Here is a 19996-nt window from a genome sequence, read left to right as displayed (position 1 = left end):
TTTCGCGATTGCAGGTGGCTGTCGCGTGGGCGGATTTTTTGCGGGGGAGGCGAAGCAGTCCGGCTGCGCATGCCGCCGGATTGAAGGAGGGGGAATCAGCGGAGAAATTCGAGTGCTTCGGCCAGCAACAATTCGGGCACTTCTTCGGCGAGGTAATGCCCGGCTGGCAGCGCGTTGCCCCGTACGTCGGTGGCAACCTGTTGCCATTCCTTGAGCGGATCGAAGCAGCGACCGACGGTGCCCCCGGCGCCCCACAGCACGAGTAACGGCAGGTTCAGATGACGGCCGACAGCAAGGTCGGCGCGGTCATGTTCCAGGTCGATGCCGGCACTGGCGCGGTAATCCTCGCAGATCCCCCGAGCACTGCCGGGACGTTCCAGGCAACGCCGGTATTCGCTGAATGCCTCGTCGGTAAAGGGTGCAAGCCCGGCGCTGCGGCTGCCCATGACACTGCGCAGATAACCTTCGGGATCGGCTTCGATCAAAGTTTCCGGCAACGGCGCCGGGCGGATCAGGAAGAACCAGTGCCAGTAGGCCCGGGCAAAGGCTTCGTTGGTCTGGCTGTACATTGCCAGGGTCGGCGCGATGTCGAGCAGGACCATGCGCTGTACAACCTCGGGATGATCGAGCGCCAGGCGATGGGCAACCCGCGCACCACGGTCATGGGCAAGGATCGAGAACTGCTCGAAGCCCAACGCCTTCATCAATTCCACGCCGTCGCGAGCCATCTCGCGTTTGGAATAGTTGAGGTGAGCCTCATCGGCCGGCGGGCGACTGCTGTCGCCATAACCGCGCAGGTCGGCGGCGATCACCGTGAAGTGCTCCGCCAGTTGCTCGGCGATCTTGTGCCAGATGACGTGGGTCTGCGGGTGCCCGTGCAACAGCAGCAGGCCCGGGCCGCTGCCTTTGAGGCGGTAGCTGATGTCCACACCGTTGACGTGGCGCTGGTCTTTGACGAATCCGGCAAACATCGGGTGATCCTTTATTCAGGCGAGTGGCCTGCATCCTGAAATCGCCGGGCGTTCATGACAAGAGGTGAAGCGTGGTTCGACGGTTCATGAATCGTGTTCGCCCATCCCCGCGCGCTGCGCGGGAATGGACAACCTGGCTTTGCTAACCCTGCTGGAACATCTCCTTCGCCCGCTGCTCGATTTGCGCCTGGGTCAGGTCTTCCTTGCGCGTGGCCAGGAACCACAGATGCCCGTACGGATCTTTCAACGTCCCGCTGCGGTCGCCGTAGAACTGATCCTTGACCTCGGACACCGAGGTGGCGCCGGCCTCCAGCGCACGCTGAAAGGATTTGTCGACATCGGTCACGTACAGATGCAGACCGACCGACACCGCTGTGTCCGGATTGCTCAACGGACCTTGATCGCATGGCGAGCCGAGCATGATCGCGCTGTCGCCGATGCGCAGTTCGGCGTGGCCGATGCCGCCGTCGGGCATGCTCAGGCGCATGACTTCGGTGGCACCGAACGCCTTTTTATAGAAGTCGATGGCTTCGGCAGCTTTGTGAATGCCGAGGTACGGGGTAATGCTGTGATACCCCTCGGGAATGGGTTTGACGCTCATGGCGGTACTCCCTGTTATTTGTTGCCTGGTTTTTATTAGAGGTTGAAGGTGTGCCTTCGCCGGGGTTGCCGGTCGCTCAACTATAGATCCGTGCCGCCGTCGTGACCGAGTAGCCGACGAGCAGGCCTCGCACTGTTCAGCCATCGACAGCGAAGCAACAGAATGCGCAAGTTTTCATCGCCAAACGCCCTGAAGTTCCGTTGCAGCCCCCGTAAAACAAGGCCTTTTCGTCAGGCACAGAAGCTGCAATGACCCGGTACAACACCGATACCGAGAGTCATCCATGTCTGAATCTGCCGTTTATCCGATCAACCCGCCGGCCGCCTACCGGATCGCCGACGACGCCGAAGCCTTGCGCGTGGCTGCACAGGTCGCCGCCGTCTTGCAGGAACACGCCGCCGAGCGTGACCGCAACCGCGAAGTGCCCGCCGAGATCGTCGATCTGTATTCCAACAGTGGCCTGTGGGGCATCACCGTGCCGAAGGAATACGGCGGCGCGCAGGTGTCCTGTGCGGTGCTGGCGCAGGTGATCGCGATCATTTCCGCCGCCGATCCGTCCCTCGGGCAGATCCCGCAAAACCATTACTGCCTGCTCGAAGACATCCGCCTGCAAGGCACCCTGGCGCAGCAGGCGCATTTCTTTGAGCTGGCGCTGCAAGGTCATCGTTTCGCCAACGCGTTGTCGGAAACCGGCGGCAAGAATGTGCAGGATATTCAGGCGACCCTCCGTCGTTATGGCGACGGCTTCGTGATCAACGGCCGCAAGGGCTACTGCACCGGTTCGCTCTACGCCCACTGGCTGGCGGTGCTGGCGCTGGATGAAGAACAGAAGGGCCAGTTGGCCTTCGTCGAGCGCGGCACGAAAGGGCTGGTGATCGTCGATGACTGGGACAGCATCGGCCAGCGCACTACCTCCAGCGGCACGGTGCTGGCGCAGGATTTACAAGTGGCACCGTTCAATCTGTTTCCGACGTACCGTTCCTACGAGAACCCGACCCTGGCCGGGCCGTTCGCCCAGTTGACCACCGCTGCCATCGACGCCGGCATTGCCCGTGCGGCGCTGCGCGATACGGTCGAATTTGTTCGCCAGTTCGCCCGGCCATGGATCGATGCGGGTGTGGACAAGGCCAGCGAAGATCCGCTGACCATCATTCAGATCGGCGCACTGGAAATCCGTCTGGAAGCCGCCGAGGCGTTGCTGGAACGCGCCGGTTGGGCGCTCGACGCCGCACGTCCGGCACCCGATGAAGACAACGTCGCACTGGCGTCACTCGCGGTAGCCAAGGCCAAAGTGCTGACCACCGAAATCGCCATCGAGGCCAGCAACAAGTTGTTCGAACTCGGTGGCACCCGTTCGACCTTGAAGAAGCACAACTTCGACCGCCACTGGCGCAACGCCCGGGTTCACACGCTGCATGATCCGGTGCGCTGGAAGTACCACGTGGTCGGCAACTGGCTGCTCAACGGCGTCAAACCGCCGCGCCACGACTGGTCCTGATCATGGCCGAGTGGTTCAAACACCTTTACTGGGCCGACATCGCCCAGGCCTGTCTCGACACCCTGAGCATGCTCGGCGCGGCGTTGCTGTTCACGGTGTTGCTGGGCTTGCCGCTGGGGCTGCTGTTGTTTCTCACCGGCAAGCGCCAGTTGCATGAAATGGTCGGCCTGTACCGGGTGCTGTCGGTGATCGTGAACATGCTGCGTTCGCTGCCTTTCATCATTTTGCTGATCGTGCTGATTCCACTCACCACGCTGCTGGTGGGTACGTCGCTGGGCGTGCCCGGGACCATTCCGCCGCTGGTGGTCGGCTGCACGCCGTTCTTTGCGCGGCTGGTGGAAACCGCGTTGCGCGAAGTCGATCGCGGCGTGGTCGAGGCGACCCAGGCGATGGGCGCCAACACCTGGCAAATCATTCGCCACACCTTGCTGCCGGAAGCCCGCGGCGGGTTGCTGGCGGCGGTGACGGTCACCGCCATCGTGCTGGTGGATTACACGGCGATGGCCGGCGTGATCGGTGGCGGCGGGCTCGGCGATCTGGCGATCCGCTACGGATATCAGCGCTTTCAGACTGACGTGATGGTAGTCACCGTGGTGTTGCTGCTGATTCTGGTGCAGGCCCTGCAAATGACCGGCGACCGCTTGGTGGCGCACTACAGCCGACGCTGAAAAAACAAGTTCACCCATAAAGGCCCCACGTTCACCCCACGACGGCCACTTAAATCTGCCTTGGAGCACAGCATGAAAAAGACCCTGGCCGTACTGGCTGCCGTTCTGTCGTTTGGCGCCCATGCCAACGAAAAACTGATCGTCGGTGCCACCCCGGTGCCGCACGCGGAAATCCTCGAATTCGTCAAACCGACCCTGGCCAAGGAAGGCGTGGATCTGGACATCAAGGTCTTCACCGACTTCATCCAGCCCAACCAGCAACTGGCGCTGAAAAACCTTGACGCCAACTACTACCAGTACCGGCCGTTTCTCGATGATTTCAACAAGACTCGCCACACCGATCTGGTGCCGGTGGTCGGGGTGCACATCGAACCGTTCGGTGCTTACTCGACCAAGATCAAGAACATCTCGGAGCTGAAGGACGGCGCCAGCGTGTCGATCCCCAATGACCCGGTAAACACCGGTCGCGCCTTGGTGCTGCTGCACGAGGCGGGGCTGATCAGGCTCAAGGATCCGAGCAACACCCTGGCCACCCAGCGCGACATCGTCGAAAACCCCAAGCACCTGAAAATCCGTGAACTGGAAGGCGCGTTGCTGGCTCGTTCAGTGAGTCAGGTGGACCTGGCGTTCGTGTTCGCCAACTACGCGCTGGAAGCCGGGATCGACACCAACAGCGCGCTGATCGTCGAGAAAGGCAAGAGCCTGTACATCGAGTTTCTGGTCGCGCGTCCCGACAACATCAACGACCCGGGCCTGCAGAAACTGGCCAAGGCGTTGAATTCCGATGAAGTGCGTCAGTTCATTCTGACCCGCTACAAAGGGCAGATTGCGCCGGGCTTCTGATGGATCGAATTGAGGGTTCCCACGGCATGGGAACCCTCACTTGGGTACGTCGAGAAAGTGCGCCCCCGGCCCTTGCTCGCCCAGCACATCGCCCTGATTGCGCAGTGGGCAGGCTTCCATCGACAGGCATCCGCAACCGATGCAACCGGTCAGCCGGTCCCGCAACAGCATCAACTGATTGATCCGCTCGTCCAGCTCCCGCCGCCACTGCTCCGACAACACTTTCCAGTCCGCCGCCGTCGGTGCGCGGTTGTCCGGTAGCTGTTTTAACGCCTCGCCGATTTCCGCCAGCGGAATGCCCAGGCGTTGCGCCACTTTGATCAACGCGACCCGCCGCAGCACTTCCCGTGGATAACGCCGCTGGTTGCCGGCATTGCGCTGACTTTTGATCAAGCCTTTCGATTCATAGAAATGTAGGGCGGTGACCGCCACGCCGCTGCGGGCCGCGACTTCGCCCACGGTCAATTGTTTGTGCACATTTTGCGCAGTGATCATTTGAAAAATGCCCCTTGACCTCTAGTTAACTCGAGGTTTTACCCTGCAGGCCTTCGAATCGCAAGATTCGCCTGACCGAGTGGGGATCTCATGCAAGCACCAGCGAAAAACCGCAGCTTTACCCAATTGATCGAATTTGAAATCGAACCTGGCCAGCAACCGGCGCTGGTCTCGGCGCTGGCGGTGCAGACCGAACGTCTGGCCCAGCGTTACGCCGGCTTCGTCAGCGCCAGCGTCCAGGCCAGCGACGACGGGCGGCGAGTGTTGAGCTTCCTGCAATGGCAGTCCCGCGAGGCGGGGGAGGCGGCGTTCCAGAGTTTCGAAACCGGCGAGCAGGACTTCTGGCAACTGATCCGCACCCATCAGGCGCGCACCGTGACCTTCGGTTCATTCCAGGTGCTGAGCAGTATCGCTCGCAGTCACGACGATGGCTTGCACTGTCAACTGGTTGGTTAGATCGACAGCTGGATCAAGCGCTCGCCTTGCAGGTTTTCCGTGGGCCGGCGCTTGTTCACCGCCAGTTCGCCGATTTTGATCAGTCGCGTGCGGGTGACGTTGCGGCTCAGGCCGAGCAAGGACGCGGTGTGCACTTGGTTGTAATGGCAGAAGCGATAGGCCGCGCGCAGCAACGCGTCTTCGACTTTTTCATGCAGGGCGCCGGCCTGTTGCTCGAACAGTTTCTGGAAGGCGCGTTCCAGCAGCGCTTCCGGTGAGTCGTCGGCGGCCGCGTGTTGATCGTCGGGACGGTCGATGCGCAGGTTGGATAGACGTAGATCGTCGCGTTCGATCACGCCGTTACGGCAGATCAGCAGCGTGTGATGGATGACGTTTTCCAGCTCGCGAATGTTGCCCGGCCAACTGTAGCCGCGCAGCTTGTGCTCGGCGCCGGGGCTGATGGTGATGCGCCCGTAACCCAGGCGCTGACTGTAGGCCTCGATGAAATGCCGGGTCAGCGGCAGGATGTCGCCGGGCCGCTCGCGCAACGGGCTCAGCTCCAGATTGACCACGTTCAGCCGGTAATACAGATCCTCGCGGAAATGCCCGGCGTTGATGGCTTTCTCCAGTTGCACGTTGGTTGCCGCCAGCACCCGCACATCGATGGGGATGCTCTTGCGCGAACCCAGGCGCACCACTTCACGCTCCTGCAAGACCCGCAGCAATTTGACCTGGATCGCCATCGGCAGATCGCCGATTTCATCGAGGAACAAAGTGCCGCCATCCGCCTCTTCGAACCAACCGGCCTTGGCGCTGAGGGCGCCGGTGAAGGCGCCTTTTTCGTGGCCGAACAGTTCGGCTTCCACCAGCGATTCGGAAAATGCCCCGCAGTTCACCGCAATGAACGGCCGATTGCGCCGGTTGCTCAGGTTGTGGATGTGCCGCGCTACCAACTCCTTGCCGGTGCCGGTTTCGCCGATGATCAGCACGCTGGCTTCGCTCGGTGCGACCTGTTGCAGATGCGCGAGCAGGGCCTGGGATTTCGGGTCTTCGAACACCTGGGCGGTGGCGCGGATTGAGGTGGCCAGGGCGGGTGAAGGCGGCAGGGTCAGCAGTTGCATGGGTCTCGCTCCACGAAAGGAAATCAGGAATAGAACGTCGGCACCGGCAGGGACTGGTTCAGCGCCCAGTCGCCCAGCTCGTGGAGTTTGTAATCCAGCGGGTCGTGCAGGGTTTGCGTGCGCAGGTTGCGCCAGTGTCGGTCGAGGCGCAGCGACGCGTGGGTCGAACGGGCGCCGGTGACTTCGAACAGTCGGCTGCAAATCTCCAGGCCCTGGCGACTGGCGGCGACCTTGGCGGTGGCAATCGCCGTGGCCAGGTGACCGCGTTCTTCGGCGCTGAGGTTCGGGCCTTTGGCCCAGGCCTCGTCGAGCAACGCAGCGGCGCGTTCCACCAGCAATCGGATGCCTTCGAGTGCGACCCAGAACTCACCGTAATGGGCCAGCACATACGGATCTTCACGCACCTCGCGCACCGAGGATTTGTGCCAGACACGGGTTTCACTCAGGGTGTATTGCCGCGCTTCTTCAAAGGCCCCTTCGGCGATGCCGAGAAACATATGGGTGAACGTCAGTTGTGCAATCAATGGGCGCAAACAGGCGAAGGGGGTGCTCAGCGGACCGGGATCCAGCAGCAGTTCCGATTCTTCTACCCGCACTCGTTCAAACGTGGCGCTGCCGCTGTCGGTCTGGCGCTGGCCGATGTTGTTCCAGTCGTTGTGCAGGGTGATGCCGCTGCGGCCGCTGGGGATCGCCGCGATCAGCAGTTTGCCGCCGTTGCTTTCGTCCACCGCCGAAGCGATCAGCATCTGCGAATCGCTGGCGCCGGAGCAGAAGCTTTTCTTGCCGGAAAACTCGCGCCAGCCGCCCAGGTCCTTGACCACGGTGCGGGTGTCCAGCGGATTGAGCGCGTTGCCCCAGAACCAGTTCTGCCGCGCGGTCTGTTCGAACCACGGTTGCCATTGTTCCGGGCGGGAAAACAGGCGCACGGTGGCAAGCATCAAATGATGAAAACCGAAGACGTGGGCGATCGAGCTGTCGACCTTGGCGAACTCGCGCACCACTTCCAGCGTTTCGCTCCAGCGCGCGCCGAGGCCGCCGTAACGGGTGGGAATGCTCAGGGCCAGCAGACCGCTGTCGCGCAGGGCATCACGTTCGGCTTTCGGCGTGCCGCCACGCTCGTCGCGCTCGACGGCGGTCAGGGCAAATTCGGCGGCCAGTTGGCGGGCGGTCTGCAATGGGGAGAGCAGGGTGCTTTGCGGTTTGGCAGTCACTCGGTCTTCCTCAGGCGTTGGCTTTGGCGGGCAAAACATCGTTGGCGATCATTTCGCCAAACGGCCCGGTGAGGTTGGTCACGCCGCGTCCGGCCAGGCTTGCATACGGCTCGGGCAACAACGGGAAGACCAGCTCGGCAAAGCGGTAGGCCTCTTCGAGATGCGGGTAGCCGGAGAAGATGAAGCTCTCGATGCCCAGATCCGCGTATTCCTTGATTCGCGCCGCCACCTGCTGCGGATCGCCGACCAATGCAGTACCGGCACCGCCGCGCACCAGGCCGACGCCGGCCCACAGGTTGGGGGCGATTTCCAGGTTGTCGCGGCGCCCGTCGTGCAGGGCGGCCATGCGCCGCTGGCCTTCGGAGTCGAAGCGCGAAAAGGATTTCTGCGCGGCCTCGATGGTTTCGTCGCTGATGTGCTCGATCAGTTTGTCGGCGGCTTTCCAGGCTTCTTCGGCGGTCTCGCGCACGATCACGTGCAGGCGGATGCCGAACTTCACTTTGCGCCCGTGACGCGCGGCGCGTTCGCGTACATCGGCGAGTTTTTCGGCGACGGCGGCCGGTGGTTCGCCCCAGGTCAGGTACACGTCAACCTGCTCGGCGGCCAGATCGTGGGCCGCGTCGGAGGAACCGCCGAAATACAGCGGTGGATAGGGTTTCTGCACCGGCGGATACAGGGCTTTGGCGTTCTGCACCTTCAGGTGTTTGCCTTCGAAATCCACCGCTTCGCCTTGCAACACCCGGCGCCAGATTTTCAGGAATTCGTCGGTAACTTCGTAGCGTTCGCTGTGGCTGAGGAAACTGCCGTCGCCACGGTTTTCGTCGGGGTCACCGCCGGTCACAACGTTGATCAGCAAGCGGCCATTGGACAGTCGATCCAGGGTCGCGGCCATGCGCGCCGAGACGGTCGGCGAGATGATTCCCGGACGGATCGCCACCAGATAACGCAGGCGTTCGGTCAGCGGCACCAGCGCCGAGGCGATCACCCACGAGTCTTCGCAGGAACGCCCTGTGGGAATCAGCACGCCGTGGTAACCGAGGCTGTCGGCGGCTTGCGCCACCTGTTTCAGGTAATTGAGGGTGACCGGGCGCGCGCCTTGGGTGGTGCCCAGATAGTGACCGTCGCCGTGGGTCGGCAGGAACCAGAAAACATCCATGAACTGCTCCTTAAGCGATCTTCAGTAACGGTTTGAGGTGAGTGCCGAACAGCGGCGCGGCGCGTTCGGCGGCCAGGCGGATGCGCGCTTTTAGCGGTTCGCTGGTGATCTGGTAGTCGGCGAAATCGGCTTCGGTGGCGTACACACCGATCGGCAGGGTCACGGCCTGGAAGAAGCTGAACAGCGGGCGCAACTGGTGATCGAGCACCAGCGCATGGCGTTCGCTGCCACCAGTGGCGGCGAGCAGCACAGGCGTGTCGATCAGCGCATTCAGGTCGATCAGGTCGAACAAATGCTTGAGCAGTCCCGGATAGGAGCCGCGATACACCGGCGCCGCCACGATCAGCAGATCAGCCTGCTCGATGGCCTGCAGCTCGGCTTCGATCTCGGCCGGCAGTTCCTGACGGGACAGTGCGGCGCCCAGCGGGCGGGCGATGTCACCGAGTTCGATCAGATGGCTCTCGACCGGCAGGTGCCCGGACAATTCGGTCAGCAGGGCTTGGGTCAGCACCAGGGTGCGGGACGGACGCCAGGTTCCGCCGGACAGGGCGACGACTTTCAGTGGACGCGACATGGTCAGTTCCTTTTCAACAGTTGCTCGGCGAGCAGTGAGTAGTCACTGGAGCACAGCAAGCGCTGTACCAATTCCTGTAAGGCCCGTATTCCGGGGCTTTGAGCGTTGTCGGTGACTGTGCTCATGTGACTTTCAGGCCGGTTTGTTGAACCACTGTTGCCTGGGAAACAGTTGCTGGAGCAACAGTGCCGAACGCGATGAGGGATTTATAAAGGCTGACTGTTATTCCGTAAAAGACTGTTAATTGATATTGATAGGTCTTTTTAGAATATAAAGGGGGATACTGTTCGAATTCTGATAGCCACTATTGAGAGCGTTGATTTCTGCCAAAGCGTGCCCGGGCGTAGCCTTTCTCCATCGACCCACACTGCTCGCCAGGACGCTCCCATGAATCGTTTACTGACTGTTTCGCTGATGCTCGCTGTCTCCGTTCTCGCCGGTTGCGCGAGCCACGTCTCCCCGGAACTGCGCCCTTACACGGCGGAAGAAACCCGTGAACTGGCCCTTGAAACCTTGAACCGTCGCGGTCTTTCCTTCGAGGAATATCATGCGAAAAAAGCCGAATTGCTCGGCCAGCCACAGAAGACTTTCGGGTTTGATAGCAAAGGTGAGATGAGCGCCGAGCGGGCCGTACAGCTGCACGGTCGTCCAAGCTGATTCATAACTGTACTGCTTGAAGTTTTACCCAACTGTCCGTGGGTTTGCACGGCGCCGTGGGATAGGGTCAACACCTGAATGACCCTGACGGACTGCCTGCCATGACCCTCTCGCTCGACCTGCTGCTGGGCTTCGCCCTGTTTGCCCTTGTCACCTCGATCACACCGGGGCCGAACAACACCATGTTGCTGGCATCGGGCGTGAACTTCGGCTTTAACCGCACCATCCCCCATATGCTCGGCATTACCTGCGGTTTCTTCGTGCTGGTGGTGGCGGTGGGTTTTGGCCTGGGCGCGGTGTTCCAGACTTATCCGCTGCTTTATACGGTTCTGCGTTACGTCGGCGCGGCGTACTTGCTGTACCTGGCGTGGAAAATCGCCCATTCCGGCCCCGTCGGCGACAGCGAGCAGGGCGAGGCAAAACCGATCAGCTATCTCGGTGCGGCAGCCTTCCAGTGGGTCAATCCCAAGGCGTGGATCATGGCCATCGGTGCCATCAGCACCTATACGCCGATGCAGGGTTATTTCACCAACGTGATCGTGATTGCGGCAGTGTTCGCCATCATCAACCTGCCGAGCGTCGGCGTCTGGGCCGCGTGCGGGACTCTGTTGCGCAACGTACTGAAGGATCGCCGCTGGTTGCGGGTGTTCAACTGGGGTATGGCGGCGCTGCTGGTGATTTCGCTGTATCCGTTACTCCTTGAAAGCTTTAGCTGACGCAGTGCTACAACCGCCGGCCTGATGCCTGTTAAAGTCGCGTTCAGGAGCGTTCCTACGCACTTTTAAATGAAGTTGTTCTTCTTTAACGGCATCCGATCAGGTATTGATGACGCTCTCGAACCCGGACGCAGCTCACAAGGCTGCGTCGTGCCGTTTGTAGACACGAGCTTCCTGATCCCGGAACACGCTCTGCGAGTCTTTTTATGAACACACGTCCGCTGTATTTCGATTACGCCGCCACCACTCCGGTGGACGAGCGGGTCATCCAGGTGATGATCGAGTGTCTGGGTTTCAACGGTAACTTCGGCAACCCGGCCTCCAGTTCCCACGCCTTCGGCCAGCAGGCCCGGCAAACGGTCGAGAACGCTCGCCGGCAAGTCGCCGAACTGGTCGGCGCCCAGGCGCAGCAGATCGTCTGGACCTCCGGCGCTACAGAATCCAACAACCTCGCCCTTAAAGGCGTGGCTCAGGCTCGTGGTGTGTCCGGCGGGCACATCATCACCAGTCAGATTGAACACAAGGCCATCCTCGACACCGCCCGGCAATTGCAGGACGCCGGTGTCGCCGTGACCTATCTGGTACCGGACGCCGAAGGCCTGATTACCCCGCAAGCGGTCAGCGAAGCGATGCGCGATGACACCTTTCTGGTGTCGCTGATGCTGGTCAACAACGAACTCGGCACCGTCAACGACATCCCGGCCATCGGCGAAGTGGTGCGCGGGCGTGGGGCCTTGTTTCACGTCGATGCGGCCCAGGGCGCCGGCAAGGTCGCGATCGATCTGGCGCAATGGCCGGTGGATCTCATGTCGTTCTCGGCGCACAAGCTCTATGGCCCCAAAGGCATCGGTGCGCTGTACGTCGGGCCCCGTGCGCAGCAGCGCTTGCAGGCACAGATTCACGGTGGTGGGCACGAGGGCGGCTTGCGTTCCGGTACGCTGGCGACTCACCAGATTGCTGCCATGGGCTCGGCATTCGCCTTGGCCGCCGAGGCGTTTGATGACGAGAAGAAAACCATCGTTGCGTTGCGCGAGCGACTACTCGAACAACTGTTGAGCCTGCCTGGCGTACGCCTCAATGGCAGTTCCACCCAACGTATCCCGCACACCTTGAGCCTGACCTTCAGCGAAGGCGAGTTCAATCCGGCGGCGCTGAACCATTCGATCGCGTTTTCCGCGACCTCGGCCTGCAATTCCGCCAGCAACACACCGTCCCACGTCTTGCTGGCACTGGGGCATGACGCCCACCTGGCGGGACGCACGATTCGTCTGAGCCTCGGCCGTTTCACCACCGCCGAAGACGTCGACAAGGCTGTAGATCTGATCAAGACCGCCTGCGCCAGTGCTCCGGCATTCTGGGCGACAGGGCTTTAACGAGCCGGCTTCGAACGGCACCGAACAATAACGATGAAGTGATTGGCAGGAGACATGATGAGTACCCAGACTTTGACCGAAGGAACGGTTCCCCAGCGCCTCGCGCACACCCGTGAACTGATGCGTCGCGAAGGTATCCACGCGTTGCTGGTGCCGTCCGCCGATCCGCACCTGTCGGAATATCTGCCGGGTTACTGGCAGGGCCGGCAATGGCTGTCGGGTTTCCATGGCTCGGTTGGCACATTGATTGTGACCACCGATTTCGCCGGGGTCTGGGCCGACAGTCGCTACTGGGAACAGGCGACCAAGGAACTCAAGGGCAGCGGCATTGAGCTGGTGAAACTGCAACCGGGTCAGCCGAGCCCGCTGGACTGGTTGGCCGAGCAGACACCGGAAGGCGGCGTGGTCGCGGTCGACGGCGCAGTGATGGCCGTCGCGTCGGCGCGTACGCTGGGCAGCAAGCTCGAAGCGCGGGGCGCCAGTCTGCGTACCGACATCGACTTGTTGAAAGAAGTCTGGAGTGATCGCCCGGCGTTGCCGAATGCGCCGATCTATCAGCACCTGCCACCGCAGGCGACTGTCAGCCGTGGCGAGAAACTCGCCAAGCTGCGCGAAACCCTGCAGGAGCGCGGTGCTGACTGGCACTTCATCGCCACCCTCGACGATATCGCCTGGCTGTTCAACCTGCGCGGCGGCGATGTGTCGTTCAATCCGGTATTCGTTTCCTTCGCGCTGATCAGCCAGCAACAAGCCACGCTGTTTGTGGCACTGAGCAAGGTCGATGCTGAGCTGCGTGCCGTGCTGGAAAAAGACGGCGTGACCCTGCGTGACTACAGCGAAGTCGCTGACGCCTTGCGTGCTATTCCGAGTGGCGCGAGCCTGCTGGTGGATCCGGCGCGGGTCACCAGCGGTCTGCTGGATAACCTCGACACTGGCGTGAAGCTGGTCGAAGGCCTGAACCCGACCACCCTGGCCAAGTCGCAGAAGAGTCTTGCGGACGCCGGGCATATTCGTCAGGCGATGGAGCAGGATGGCGCGGCGCTGTGCGAGTTTTTCACCTGGCTGGAATCGGCCTGGGGTCGTGAGCGCATTACCGAGCTGACCATCGACGAAAAACTTACTGCTGCTCGTGAGCGTCGTCCGGATTATGTGTCGCTGAGTTTCAACACCATCGCCGCATTCAACGCCAACGGCGCGATGCCGCATTACCACGCCACCCCGGAGGAGCACGCGGTGATCGAGGGTGATGGATTGTTGCTGATCGATTCCGGTGGTCAATACCTGGGCGGCACTACCGACATCACGCGCATGGTGGCTGTTGGTACGCCAACCGAAGAGCAGAAGCGCGATTGCACTCGTGTGCTGAAAGGCGTGATTGCCTTGTCCCGCGCACATTTCCCGAAAGGCATTCTGTCGCCGCTGCTGGATGCGATTGCCCGCGCGCCGATCTGGGCAGAGAACGTCGACTATGGTCATGGCACCGGCCACGGCGTGGGTTATTTCCTCAACGTTCACGAAGGTCCGCAGGTGATCGCCTATCAGGCGGCGCCGGCGCCGCAAACTGCCATGCAACCAGGGATGATCACTTCCATTGAACCGGGCACTTATCGTCCGGGCCGCTGGGGTGTGCGGATCGAGAACCTGGCGATGAACGTTGAAGCGGGAAGCAGCGAGTTCGGCGAGTTCCTCAAGTTCGAAACCCTGACCCTGTGCCCGATCGACACTCGCTGCCTGGAGCCGTCGTTGCTGACGCAGGAAGAGAAACAGTGGTTTAACGCCTATCACGCCGAAGTGCGCGAGCGCCTGAGTCCGCTGCTTGAAGGCGCGGCACTGCAATGGTTGAACACGCGTACTGCTGCTATTTAACAGGTTGAAGCTCGGGCGCTGCAGCCAGCGCCTGGGTCATGAAATCGACAAACGCGTTGACCCTGGCGGACTGGCGCCGGTTCGCCGGGGACACGGCGTGAATCGGCAATGATCGGGTCTGATAGTCCTGCAACAGGGCGACCACTCGACCCGCCTTCAAATCTTCGCTGAACAGCCAGACCGGTGACAGCGAAATCCCCAATCCTCCCAAGACCATTTCTCGGATCGCTTCCGAGTTGTTGCTCTGGGCGTTGCCCTGGATGCGTACGTCGTGGTGCTGGCCATCCCTCTCGTAGGTCCACAGGTTCTGAGTGCTGAGCAGGTTGAATTGCAGGCAGTTGTGCTGCGCAAGATCCTGAGGTGATTGTGGGTGACCGTTGCGTTGCAGGTAATCGGGCGTCGCCACCGTGAGTCGGTGGGTGGTGCCGATGCGCCGCGCGATCATGCCGCTGTCGTTCAACTCGCCAATGCGCAGGCTGACGTCCAGCCCTTCGCTGACCAGATCCAGATTCTGATCGCTGAGTTGCAGGTCGACCTGCACCTGCGGGAAGCGCTGCAGAAACTCCGCCAGCCGCGAAGCGATCTGCAAGCGGCCGAAACTGACGGAGGAGCCGATCCGCAAAGGTCCGGCCACGGTTTCCCTGCCGGACTGGAAGCTGTGCTCGGCGGCATCCACGGCGGCGAGGATATTTCGGCATTCGTTGTAGTACCGCTGACCTTCATCGGTCAGTGACAGCTTGCGTGTACTGCGGGCAATCAGCTTGCCGCCCAATTCATTCTCAAGGGCGCGCAGGACTTTGCTGATGGTCGGCTGGGTGGTGTGCAGTTCCCGGGCAACGGCGGAAAAACTGCCGCGTTCGACCACCCGGACGAAGATGGCCATTGCGTTGAGCTTGTCCATGAAGCGCCTCATTCATGCCGATTCGGCATGCTCACTATAGTCATTTGACGTCTTATCGGCATGGGTCTGCTGCGGGACCATGGCTTCACTTTCTCCCACAGGAATGACCGAAATGACTGACTCACTCAACATGAAAGCCCTGATAGTGGACACCGCGAACGGGCCGTTACGCTTGGTTTCCCTTGAGCGCCCCGTGGCAGAGGCCGGGCAGGTACTGGTGCGGATCAAGGCCAGCGGTGTGAATCCGCTGGATCTGAAAATCCGTGCGGGGCAGGCCGCCCATGCCCGGCAACCGTTGCCGGCGGTGTTGGGGCTGGATCTGGCGGGTGTGGTCGAAGCGGTGGGTGAGGGCGTGCAGAATTGGGCGCCGGGCGACGAGGTGTATGCGTTGGCCACAGGCATTGGTGGCGCGCAAGGTTCGTTGGCCGAGTTTGCAGTGGTGGACGCACGACTGCTGGCGCGTAAGCCTTTGAACCTGAGCCCGCGCGAGGCCGCGAGCCTGCCATTGATATTGGTCACGGCGTGGGAAGGCCTGGTGGATCGGGCTCGGATGAGTGCGGGGCATAAAGTATTGATTCACGGTGGAGCGGGCGGCGTCGGGCATGTGGCTGTACAACTGGCCCGTGCATTCGGTGCAGATGTTTATGCAACAGGTTCTGTGAGGCAGCGCTCGATCATCGAGGGTTACGGTGCGACGTTCATCGATTATCTAGAGAGCTCGGTGGAGAACTATGTCGCCGAGTTCACGGCGGGGGAGGGGTTCGACATTGTCTATGACACGGTCGGGGGCGATACACTGGACGCCTCGTTCAAGGCCGCACGGATCTACAGCGGGCATGTACTCAGTTGCCTCGGTTGGGGGCAGCACAGTCTTGCGCCGTTGTCGTTTCGTGGGGCGACGTATTCGGGCGTGTTCACCTTGTTGCCGTTACTGACCGGCAGGGGCTGTGAGCATCATGGCGAGATTTTGCGACAGGCTGCCGCGCTGATTGAGTCCGGTCAGCTGCGACCTATGCTCGATCCGCATCGGTTCACGCTGGAAACCGCCGGAGAAGCCCATGAGCTGCTGGCAGCGAAAGCAGCTCAGGGGCGTGTGGTCGTGGAGATTTAGCGAAGGGCTTCCACAACGAAGTCGAGCCGGTCCTGACCGAAGAACAACTGGTTGTCGATGAACATGCTCGGCGCACCGAAGACGCCACGCTTCACGGCGGTTTCGGTGTTGTCTTTGAGCGCAGCCTTGACTGCTTCATCGTTGGTCAATGCCAGTACTTCTTCAGGATTGAAGCCATGTTCGGTGAGCACGGCGGCAACTGTTGACGGTTCATCAAGGGCGCGGCCTTCAACCCACAGCGCTTTGAACAGGCAATCGATGAACGCCTGAAAGCGATCGGGATCACGCAGTTGAATGCCGGTGACCGCACGCATCAACATCAGGGTATTGATCGGGAAATGCGGGTTGAATTTCAGGGGCACGCCGTAGCGTTTGGCGTAACGGTCCAGGTCCTGAAACATGTAACGACCCTTGGCCGGGATCATTGCCGGCGACGCGTTGCCGGTGGCTTTGAAGACGCCGCCCAGCAACATCGGAATGTAGATCAACTGGCTGCCGGTTTCAGCGCAGATTTTCGGCAGTTGGGTATACGCCAGGTAGGTGGCGGGGCTGCCGAGATCGAAATAGAACTCCACGGTTTTGCTCATGTTCGCTGCACTCTGTTTTTGTTATTGGGGGGATTACCAGCGCTCGTTCCACGGACGCAGATCCAGTTCGAACGTCCAGGCGTCCCGTGGCTGGCTATGCAGATACCAGTAGTTCTCGGCGATGTGGTCGGGATTGAGAATACCGTCCTGATCCTTGGTGGCATATTTGTCAGGGAAATTGTCGCGGATGAAGTCGGTATCGATGGCGCCGTCGACCACGACGTGGGCGACATGGATGTTCATCGGGCCAAGCTCTCTGGCCATGCTCTGTGCCAGAGCCCGGATACCGTGCTTGGCTCCGGCGAATGCGGCAAAGCCTGAGGCGCCGCGCAATCCAGCAGTTGCGCCGGTGAACAGGATAGTGCCGCGGCTACGGGTCACCATCCGTTTGGCGACTTCCCGGGCATTAAGGAATCCGGAGAAGCAGGCCATTTCCCAGATCTTGAAATACTTGCGTGCGGTTTCTTCGAGGATGCTGCAGGGCACGTTGGCGCCGATGTTGAAGACGAATGCTTCAATCGGACCGAGGCGGGTTTCGATATCTTCGATCAGCGCAATGACGTCTTCTTCCTTGCGCGCGTCGCAGGCAAAACCGTGGGCTTCGCCACCGTTCGCTTGAATGGCTTCCACCAAGGGCTGCAATTTGTCGGCGCTGCGCCGCGTGACGCACGCGACGAAACCTTCCTTGGCGAACCGCTTGGCGATGGCGCCGCCCGTGGCATCACCTGCACCGACAACCAATACGACCTTCTTGTTATTCATGGGTGGATCCCTTTAGTAAACGATCGTTAAGTGAACGAACGTTATGCTAGGATTTGCTCAGCGTCAAGGCACTCAATGTGAGGACAAATACATGCGGTATTCCGCCGGTCACAAGCTGGAAACCAAAGAAAAGCTCCTGCAAAGCAGCTCGCTGTCTGCGAAAAAGACCGGGTTTTCATCAATGGGCGTCGATGGCCTGATGAAGGCGATCGGCTTGAGTGGGGCGGCGTTCTACAGCCATTTCTCGTCCAAGGACGCCCTGTTCGCGGCTATCGTCGAGCGCGAGTTGTGCCAGAGTCTTGAACGCTTGGGCGGGCAGGGTACGCAGGATCGCGAACGGCTGGAGCGGTGCCTGAAACTGTATCTGAACATGGCCCATGTCGAGCAGCCTGAGCTGGGCTGCGCATTGCCTGCACTGGGCGCCGAGATAGCGCGGTCGGATATTGTTGTGCGGGAGCAGGCCGAGCTGTGGATTTGTAAGCTTCAGGAAAGTTGGGCGCAGATTCTGGAAAGCGACAGCCTGGCCTGGGCGATTCTGTCGCAATGTGTCGGGGCACTGGTGGTGGCGCGTATGTTGGCGTCACCGAAGATTCAGCAACGGGTGCTGAAGTCCTGTCATGAGGAGATCGGACACCAGCTCGCCGCTTCGCGAACGCACTAGTGGCGATGGTTTATTTGCAGATGACGATCATGCTGCGGCTGGTATAGCCGGCGGGGTTGAGGCCGAAGGGGTAATCACCCGGTTCTTCCACGGTATCGCCTGATTTGGCGATTACCTTGTAGCCCTTCGGCGCGCAAGAGTTTGCAGCGCTGGCGTAGCACTTGTCCCAAGAAGAGGACAACCCCGAACAGTTGATGTGCAGCCCTTTCTTGCCATGCTTGACCTGGGTCTTCGACGTCGCCGCGCAGCCCGCAACGGCGAGTATGGCGATCAGTATCAAAATTCGTTTCATTACCGTCCTTATGGCGGCCTCGAGTCTGGCGCTCGGGTCTGCCTGTATGCGCTCTCGCTTGACGCGTTCCGATGTCCCTATCCGAAAAAATCCATGTCTGGCATTGGGTTGCGAGGCTAAACATGGCCTAAATGAGCGCCAAATGCCAGACCTTCGTTCAATCCCCTTTTAATCCGCGGCGATGGCGGGTTTGGCAGTGCTGCCCATGGTCATGGTTGCACCGACGGAGGCCAGAATAATGCACAGGATCGCCATCCATTGTGACAAAGAAAGGTATTCCTGAAGGAATAGCAGGCCCGACAGCGCGCCAAAGGCCGGTTCGATGCTCATCAGCGTGCCGAAAGTGCGGGCGGGCATGCGGGTGAGGGCGACCATTTCCAGTGTGTAGGGGAGGGCGGTAGACAGGATCGCGACGCCGATAGCGATCGGGATCAATGCCGGAGTCAGCAGTGCGCTGCCGGCATGGACGATGCCGATGGGGGCGACGAACAGGGCTGCGATCATCACGCCAAGCGCTGCGGTGGTCACGCCGTTATCTGCGCCGGCCTTTTGGCCGAACAGAATGTATAGCGCCCAGCAAACGCCGGCTCCCAGTGCATAACCTGCACCGACCAGATCGATGCCCGCGGACGTAGCGCCAGTCGGTATCAATAGCAACAAGCCGATTGCAGCCAGGGCAATCCAAACAAAGTCGATTGCGCGACGTGAGGCATAGATGGCGACCGCCAGCGGGCCGGTAAACTCCAAGGCAACTGCGATGCCGAGCGGAACGGTGCGTAGCGACATATAGAAGAGGAAGTTCATCCCCCCCAGCGCCATCCCGTAGACAATCACTGTGCGCAGCGACTTGGCTGTCAGCTTCGCCCTCCAGGGTTTGAGCAGTAACAGCATGATCACGCTGGCGAAAATCAAACGCAGCGTCGTTGTGCCTTGGGCGCCCACGATGGGGAACATGCTTTTAGCCAGCGAAGCGCCGGACTGGATTGATGCCATAGCTATTAATAGAAGGCCAACCGGGAACAGGGTTGAGGCAAGGCTGCGAGGTTGGTCGTTCATTGCGTGGCATCGTCCGAGGAAGTAGCTGGTGTGTTGGGCAATATAGTGCGCACTCACTGCGTTCGCGTCTATATAGGAGCAGCCTTTTTCCCTCTCTTGATAGAAAACGCAAATTAGGGGTTGACGGCAGATTCTGAGTCTCTATAATTCGCCCCACTTCCGGCGCAGTCGAAACGGAAAACTCCTTGAGATTCAATGAGTTAAGTAGGTTTCGAAGGCGGGTCGCTTCAGTTCATCGAGGTCTGGAAGGAGTTGGAAATGCCGGTTTGTCTGGCGCTTTCAACGGTTCGATCTTCTCGGTCGAAAGCGGAGAGAAAGAGGTGTTGACAGCAGCGTGTAACGCTGTAGAATTCGCCTCCCGCTAACGAGAGATCGGAAGCGCAAGTGGTTGAAGTTGTTGAAGAAATCTTCGAAAACTTCTGAAAATAATCACTTGACAGC

The 19996-nt window shown here is 60.6% G+C and carries 22 protein-coding genes and 1 pseudogene; 10 read left to right on the top strand and 13 right to left on the bottom strand.

Going from position 1 to position 19996, the window contains the following annotated elements; translation table 11 throughout:
* Positions 1-95 precede the first annotated feature (95 nt).
* Positions 96-971: an alpha/beta fold hydrolase gene (locus tag EIY71_RS07220; protein ID WP_134021141.1), complete on the bottom strand. Its 876-nt coding sequence runs from the start codon at positions 969-971 to the stop codon at positions 96-98.
* Positions 972-1113: 142 nt separating this feature from the next.
* Positions 1114-1572 carry a VOC family protein gene (locus EIY71_RS07215; RefSeq protein ID WP_085744920.1) on the bottom strand — a complete coding sequence of 153 codons (459 nt, stop codon included), beginning with the start codon at positions 1570-1572 and terminating at the stop codon, positions 1114-1116.
* Positions 1573-1855: 283 nt separating this feature from the next.
* Here EIY71_RS07215 and EIY71_RS07210 point away from each other — a divergent pair, with 283 nt between their 5' ends.
* The 3 genes from EIY71_RS07210 (at position 1856) to EIY71_RS07200 (ending at position 4581) form a co-directional block, all read left to right on the top strand.
* Entirely contained in the window at positions 1856-3070 is a 1215-nt protein-coding gene (locus tag EIY71_RS07210) for an SfnB family sulfur acquisition oxidoreductase (protein WP_134021138.1), read from the top strand.
* A gap of 2 nt (positions 3071-3072) precedes the next feature.
* Positions 3073-3738 carry a methionine ABC transporter permease gene (locus tag EIY71_RS07205; protein WP_134021135.1) on the top strand — a complete coding sequence of 222 codons (666 nt, stop codon included), beginning with the start codon at positions 3073-3075 and terminating at the stop codon, positions 3736-3738.
* Positions 3739-3810: 72 nt separating this feature from the next.
* A complete protein-coding gene (locus EIY71_RS07200) occupies positions 3811-4581 on the top strand; it encodes a MetQ/NlpA family ABC transporter substrate-binding protein (RefSeq protein ID WP_085744917.1) in 771 nt (256 codons plus the stop codon).
* Between the two features lie 36 nt (positions 4582-4617).
* Here the strand turns inward: EIY71_RS07200 and soxR are convergent, their stop codons facing one another.
* Positions 4618-5076, bottom strand: a complete 459-nt coding sequence (soxR, locus tag EIY71_RS07195) for a redox-sensitive transcriptional activator SoxR (protein ID WP_102686424.1) — start codon at positions 5074-5076, stop codon at positions 4618-4620.
* 90 nt (positions 5077-5166) lie between these two features.
* On the opposite strand from soxR, the gene EIY71_RS07190 reads away from it, so the two are divergent.
* Positions 5167-5532: an antibiotic biosynthesis monooxygenase gene (locus EIY71_RS07190; RefSeq protein WP_007955823.1), complete on the top strand. Its 366-nt coding sequence runs from the start codon at positions 5167-5169 to the stop codon at positions 5530-5532.
* Here the strand turns inward: EIY71_RS07190 and EIY71_RS07185 are convergent.
* The 4 genes from EIY71_RS07185 to msuE are packed head-to-tail and all read right to left on the bottom strand — an operon-like array spanning position 5529 to position 9573.
* Positions 5529-6632 (bottom strand): sigma-54-dependent Fis family transcriptional regulator, encoded by a 1104-nt coding sequence (locus EIY71_RS07185; RefSeq protein WP_134021132.1) that lies wholly within the window; start codon positions 6630-6632, stop codon positions 5529-5531. The two genes, EIY71_RS07190 and EIY71_RS07185, sit on opposite strands and share 4 nt — an antisense overlap.
* Before the next feature lie 23 nt (positions 6633-6655).
* On the bottom strand, positions 6656-7843 hold the full coding sequence (locus tag EIY71_RS07180; protein WP_007955826.1) for an acyl-CoA dehydrogenase family protein: 1188 nt from the start codon (positions 7841-7843) through the stop codon (positions 6656-6658).
* Positions 7844-7853: 10 nt separating this feature from the next.
* A complete protein-coding gene (ssuD, locus tag EIY71_RS07175) occupies positions 7854-8999 on the bottom strand; it encodes an FMNH2-dependent alkanesulfonate monooxygenase (protein WP_007955828.1) in 1146 nt (381 codons plus the stop codon).
* 10 nt (positions 9000-9009) lie between these two features.
* On the bottom strand, positions 9010-9573 hold the full coding sequence (msuE, locus tag EIY71_RS07170) for an FMN reductase (RefSeq protein ID WP_134021129.1): 564 nt from the start codon (positions 9571-9573) through the stop codon (positions 9010-9012).
* A 387-nt stretch (positions 9574-9960) separates the two neighbouring features.
* Here msuE and EIY71_RS07165 point away from each other — a divergent pair, with 387 nt between their 5' ends.
* The 4 genes from EIY71_RS07165 (at position 9961) to EIY71_RS07150 (ending at position 14185) form a co-directional block, all read left to right on the top strand.
* On the top strand, positions 9961-10230 hold the full coding sequence (locus EIY71_RS07165; protein ID WP_085744911.1) for a hypothetical protein: 270 nt from the start codon (positions 9961-9963) through the stop codon (positions 10228-10230).
* Positions 10231-10331: 101 nt separating this feature from the next.
* Positions 10332-10946, top strand: coding sequence for a LysE family translocator (locus tag EIY71_RS07160; protein WP_007955835.1), 615 nt, complete (start codon positions 10332-10334; stop codon positions 10944-10946).
* Positions 10947-11152: 206 nt separating this feature from the next.
* On the top strand, positions 11153-12319 hold the full coding sequence (locus EIY71_RS07155; protein WP_134021126.1) for an aminotransferase class V-fold PLP-dependent enzyme: 1167 nt from the start codon (positions 11153-11155) through the stop codon (positions 12317-12319).
* A 57-nt stretch (positions 12320-12376) separates the two neighbouring features.
* On the top strand, positions 12377-14185 hold the full coding sequence (locus EIY71_RS07150) for an aminopeptidase P family protein (protein WP_134021123.1): 1809 nt from the start codon (positions 12377-12379) through the stop codon (positions 14183-14185).
* Here the strand turns inward: EIY71_RS07150 and EIY71_RS07145 are convergent.
* Positions 14178-15086 carry a LysR family transcriptional regulator gene (locus tag EIY71_RS07145; RefSeq protein WP_134021120.1) on the bottom strand — a complete coding sequence of 303 codons (909 nt, stop codon included), beginning with the start codon at positions 15084-15086 and terminating at the stop codon, positions 14178-14180. The genes EIY71_RS07150 and EIY71_RS07145 overlap by 8 nt on opposite strands.
* Positions 15087-15198: 112 nt before the next feature.
* Between EIY71_RS07145 and EIY71_RS07140 the strand changes: the two genes are divergently transcribed.
* A complete protein-coding gene (locus EIY71_RS07140; protein WP_134021117.1) occupies positions 15199-16197 on the top strand; it encodes a zinc-dependent alcohol dehydrogenase family protein in 999 nt (332 codons plus the stop codon).
* Here EIY71_RS07140 and EIY71_RS07135 read toward each other — a convergent pair.
* Both EIY71_RS07135 and EIY71_RS07130 read right to left on the bottom strand, forming a co-directional pair.
* Positions 16194-16784 carry a 2-hydroxychromene-2-carboxylate isomerase gene (locus tag EIY71_RS07135; RefSeq protein ID WP_102686416.1) on the bottom strand — a complete coding sequence of 197 codons (591 nt, stop codon included), beginning with the start codon at positions 16782-16784 and terminating at the stop codon, positions 16194-16196. The genes EIY71_RS07140 and EIY71_RS07135 overlap by 4 nt on opposite strands.
* A gap of 33 nt (positions 16785-16817) precedes the next feature.
* Positions 16818-17546 (bottom strand): SDR family oxidoreductase, encoded by a 729-nt coding sequence (locus EIY71_RS07130; protein ID WP_129973797.1) that lies wholly within the window; start codon positions 17544-17546, stop codon positions 16818-16820.
* A gap of 91 nt (positions 17547-17637) precedes the next feature.
* Here EIY71_RS07130 and EIY71_RS07125 point away from each other — a divergent pair, with 91 nt between their 5' ends.
* A complete protein-coding gene (locus EIY71_RS07125; RefSeq protein WP_134021114.1) occupies positions 17638-18207 on the top strand; it encodes a TetR/AcrR family transcriptional regulator in 570 nt (189 codons plus the stop codon).
* 10 nt (positions 18208-18217) lie between these two features.
* Here the strand turns inward: EIY71_RS07125 and EIY71_RS07120 are convergent, their stop codons facing one another.
* The 3 genes and pseudogenes from EIY71_RS07120 to EIY71_RS28675 all read right to left on the bottom strand — a co-directional run.
* Entirely contained in the window at positions 18218-18499 is a 282-nt protein-coding gene (locus EIY71_RS07120; protein WP_007955851.1) for a hypothetical protein, read from the bottom strand.
* 168 nt (positions 18500-18667) lie between these two features.
* Entirely contained in the window at positions 18668-19555 is an 888-nt protein-coding gene (gene rhtA / locus EIY71_RS07115) for a threonine/homoserine exporter RhtA (protein WP_085744902.1), read from the bottom strand.
* A 227-nt stretch (positions 19556-19782) separates the two neighbouring features.
* Positions 19783-19996, bottom strand: a pseudogene (locus EIY71_RS28675) (hypothetical protein); the annotation flags it as partial.

The organism is Pseudomonas sp. CH235 (assembly GCF_004368175.1).
Taxonomy (GTDB): Bacteria; Pseudomonadota; Gammaproteobacteria; order Pseudomonadales; family Pseudomonadaceae; genus Aquipseudomonas; species Aquipseudomonas paraglycinae.
This window is presented reverse-complemented; position numbering and strand designations above follow the sequence as displayed.